The organism is Rhodopirellula sp. UBA1907, assembly GCF_002337565.1.
GTDB lineage: Bacteria > Planctomycetota > Planctomycetia > Pirellulales > Pirellulaceae > Rhodopirellula > Rhodopirellula europaea.
Map to the genome: position 1 here is coordinate 10,175 of NZ_DDGH01000023.1, position 4,200 is coordinate 14,374.

The 4,200-nt window shown below is 57.1% G+C and carries 2 protein-coding genes and 1 pseudogene; all 3 read right to left on the minus strand.

What is annotated here, in order from left to right; all coding sequences use genetic code 11:
* Positions 1-3,029 (minus strand): annotated as a pseudogene (locus B2R17_RS05130) (hypothetical protein); the annotation flags it as partial.
* A 127-nt stretch (positions 3,030-3,156) separates the two neighbouring features.
* The gene (locus B2R17_RS05135) at positions 3,157-3,504 is read right to left on the minus strand and encodes a hypothetical protein (protein WP_286763122.1); all 348 of its coding nucleotides are present in this window, start codon (positions 3,502-3,504) and stop codon (positions 3,157-3,159) included.
* Positions 3,505-3,591: 87 nt separating this feature from the next.
* On the minus strand, positions 3,592-4,200 hold a 609-nt coding region (locus tag B2R17_RS05140), incomplete at its 5' end, for an ATP-binding cassette domain-containing protein (protein WP_286763123.1).

Consider the following 4,200-nt stretch of genomic DNA (forward strand, 5'->3'; position numbering starts at 1 on the left):
TCAGTGACAGCGCCGGCACCGATTGGATGCCGTTGTTCCATTTGGCGAGCGGTTTCAATCAGTCGGCAGGTTTCTGCGAACAAGCCGCGACGTGGCAACCAGTGCAGCAGGTGTCGGAGCACTCGTTCTCGCAACCGGGTTACATAAATCTTGACCGGGTCACCGCCACGAGAAAGCGGGATGTAAAGCAAGCTGCGATTGAGGATCGCTTCGATGAAGGTGGGGAACCGCTCACGGGCTCGTTCGGAGTCGCCAGCGATGAGAGCGGAGAACAACTCAATCGCGCCAGCGTCATCTTCGGCAAATTCTTCGCCCACGTCCTCAGGCAGTTTGCCTTGCAGAGCTCCGAGAGCACTGGCGATCAATCGTCTCGCGTCAGCCATTTCCACCGCGGTGGTGATGACTCGTTCCATCAGGCTGTCGCGAAGAACTCGGCGGCGATCGTAGATTCGCATGGAATCTTTGTCGGTGCCAGCCGGTTTGATTTTGTAGGCTCGGACATCGCCAAGCAATTCGAGCAATCCGATTCGGTTGGCAACCGCTCGGCGAGCCCATGCGGACAACGCTTCGATCTGTTGTTGTCGGCGCTGGGGGGCGGGCGAGTTGGCTGGATCGGTCGACTCCGTCGCGGCGTGAATTTCGGTGAGTGCGACGTCGGCACCAACCGCCCACATGCGAGCCAACGACTGCAGGAAGTCGAGACGGCTGGCCAGTCGTTTCACTTCGGCTTCGAGTTCATCGACACTGCTGCTGTCGCTGCTGGTGTCAAAGATCGAACCTTCGTTTCCGTCATCGGTCGTGTCGCGATAGCTGACGTTTTCATACGCCGCATCAAAAAGTCCCGCCTCTTCATCTTCTTCTGGTGAACCGAACGGATCTTCGTTGGCTTCGGCCAACTCTTGTTCCCAGTTGTCGCGATGTCGATCACGGGGTTCATCGTCGCCAACTTCGAAGCGTGGTGCGGACCAAAACGATTCCGCGTTGGCTTCGAGGTAGTCAAAGAATTTGTTGACGCGTGGCCAGAGCTCGTGCGAGTCCTCTCGCATGTGATCGCGAAGTTGCAGCAACCAGCGTTCGGTCAGACGAGGCAACGAGTTCGCTCCGCTGCGAAGTCCAACTCGATCGGCTTGGCACAACCAGTGGATCAACAGAGCTTGAGCGGGAATGAAGTCTTTGCGTTCCAGCAGTGCCGAGATCACCAGCATGTAAGCTCGTGGTGAATCGAACAAATCCGCGTGAGGTGCCCAGAACGCGATGTCGCCTCGTTGGGCACCGCCACGATGCCACAACCGCAAGGCTTGTGCGACCAAACGAGCGGACTCGTATGATTCCCAAGGATCTGTTGCTTCGACGGATTCGACCGTGTGTGCCGCAAACGTTCGCCACCACTGGGCGACTTCGCGGTATTGGCGATCCATTCGTTCGTAGGCGGCTTCGTCATCGCGAGCGGCCGCTTCGCTCCACACGCGAGCGATGTAGCCGAAGAGGTTCTCGATGATGTACAGCAATTCATCGAGTCGGCTGTCGTGGATCGAGTTTTCGATTCCGGGATACAGGCTGAAGTTGCCAGTGAATCCGAGGATGTCCCAAGGATCCATCAAGGCACCGCATTCGATGGCGCGGCGGATCAGATCGAATGTTTGTTCGGGGACTTCGACCGCATCGGGGAAGCGATCCGTGCGGAGGGCTCGCAGTCCCAGCGTCATCCCACAATCAATGCGGCACATCAATCGAGCGGAAGTGGCCGGAACCACATCGGCTTGCTTGGTCGCCGAATCGGGGTAACCCAAGCGAGCGTAGATGCGCGCCAGTTGGACGTGTTGCAGTTGGATGGCGCGGCGGCGTGCGAGCGCCGCATTCAAGTTCTGGCGAGCAGCCCCGAAGGCTTGATGTCGCGTTTTCACTTCGTCGAGCAAACGTTGGCCGTGCTCGCCACCAATCTGCGAAATTCGCCAGTTGTAAAACTCATCGCGGAAGTTGGCGATTGGAACCATCAGCGATCGAAGCGTCACATCGCTGCTGTAACAACCGGGGCCCCAACCGGAGATGCCCGATGCCATCAGCATCGTGCCGGCCAAGACCGAAGCGGCTTCTTCAAGCAGTTCGTCACGCGGCAGTTCTGGCGTTTCATTGACTCGTGCGAGCAACGAATCCAGGGTCACGCTGCGAAGGATGAACCGATCGTAGCGTCCATCGGCATCGATCGCATGTTCATCCCATCCGCCGAAGTGATAGTTCGGTCGGCGATTGACCGGATGGTCAAAGTCATACGCTCGTGGGTCCAAGCAAAGCTCACGCAGTTGGTTTGGATCCATTGCCGCGGAACGCAAAATGTCCTCGGGAGCTTCTTCGATCGCTCGCACCGCACGCTCGATCAATTCGCGATACGGTCCGGCGGTGATGCCAGCGCCTTGGACCATTTGCGGGATCGGTCGAACGAATTCGTGAGCGTAAGGTTGGCACGCACGATTTTCGAGGACTGCGACTGGGCGGTAGCCGACATAGTCGTTCAGCGTGCCGATGATTTGACGCAAGCGAGCGGATTCGTCGTCCACGCTGCCGATGGATTCGTCTTCACCGATTTGCTGCACCATGACTTCGGCACAACGTCCCAGGAAGAAACCGTTGAAGAGCAGTTCCGGAGGTTGGTGGAACAGCAGGTCGCGATGGAAATCCAAGTAGGCCGGCAAGAGTCCCGACCAAAGGAGATTGATCAAACCGAGGGCGCGATCAACGTTTGCAAACGCGGGCGAGCTTTTCTGCAGCGACTGGGCGGCTTCTTCCAACCAGTCTCGCATGATCAAGAATGGAGGCGGCCCATTGAGGACGTCTCCGCCGGAAGCTTCGTCATGAACTTGGTTCCAAGCTGAGAACACCGCGGTCGGTGCGGGGCCGGACGAGAAGTTCAGGTATCCGATGAGGGCTTGGAGTGCCGTGCGGACGTCTTGCGAAGGCGGCGACCAGGCTGCGGCGGCCAATTGATGGTCGGGCAGGTTGCCGTTGGGTTCGCGGGACGGTGAGGCAGGCATCAAGGGAACCGAAGATAGTTGGAAGGCGGGACGCTTGGCGGGGGCGACGTCATTGTGGAGGACGTGCCGGTTATGTCGAGGGGCACGGGAAAACGCTTGGCTTTCCCGGCCACTCCCCAAAACGCATTCAGCTCTTCTTTTTTGCCTTCTTAGCCGATTTCTTGACCGACTTTTTCGCGGTCTTTTTGACAGACTTCTTGACCGATTTTTTGGCGGCTTTTTTGACTGCCTTCTTGGTCGTTGCTTTGGCTTTGACAGCCTTTTTAACGCTCTTCTTGGCCGCTTTCTTCACCGACTTCTTAACGGATTTCTTCTTGGATTGAGCGGGCTGAGTCTTGGCTTTCTTGCTGGCCTTTTTAGCTGCCTTCTTGGTTGTTTTCTTTGCGGTCTTTTTCGAGGCGGGAGTTCCGCCACCGAAAGCGGCTTCAAAGCCCTCGGCGTACTTTTCGTTGGTGCCTGTGCGCAGAATCGTCATGAATTTGAAAAGGTGGAAAGGAAACAGATGGGTGAATGAATTGAGATCCTCCGCAAGTGTCGCGGAGGTAGCGATCGCGAGGCTGGATCAGCCCGCGTGAATGCTCTTGTATCGGGATTTAGGCGAATCGTCGTCGGCGTCTTCGCCCATGCGTTCACGACGATTGCGTTCGTAGGTGTCAAAGTTGCCTTCGCACCAAACCACTTTGCCGTCGCCTTCGAAAGCAAGGATATGGGTTGCAAGGCGATCGAGGAACCAGCGGTCGTGCGACGTCACAACAACGCAGCCCGCAAAGTTCGCGATTGCTTCTTCGAGAGCACGCAATGTGTCGACGTCGAGGTCGTTCGTTGGTTCGTCCAGCAGCAACACATTGCAGCCTTTGCGAAGCAGCGACGCCAAGTGAACTCGGTTGCGTTCACCACCGGAGAGCACACCGACTTTCTTTTCTTGGTCGGGGCCTTTGAAGTTGAATCGCGAAACGTAGGTGCGAGCGTGCATGACACGGCCGCCCATTTCGAACGAATCGTGACCGCCACTGATCTCTTGATAGATCGTTTTGTTGGGATCCAGTTTGTCGCGAGATTGATCGACGTAACCGAGGTCAACGGTTTCACCGATTTTGATTTCGCCGCTGTCGACCGGTTCTTGTCCGGTCAGCATCTTGAACAGAGTCGTCTTGCCCGCACCGTTGGGGCC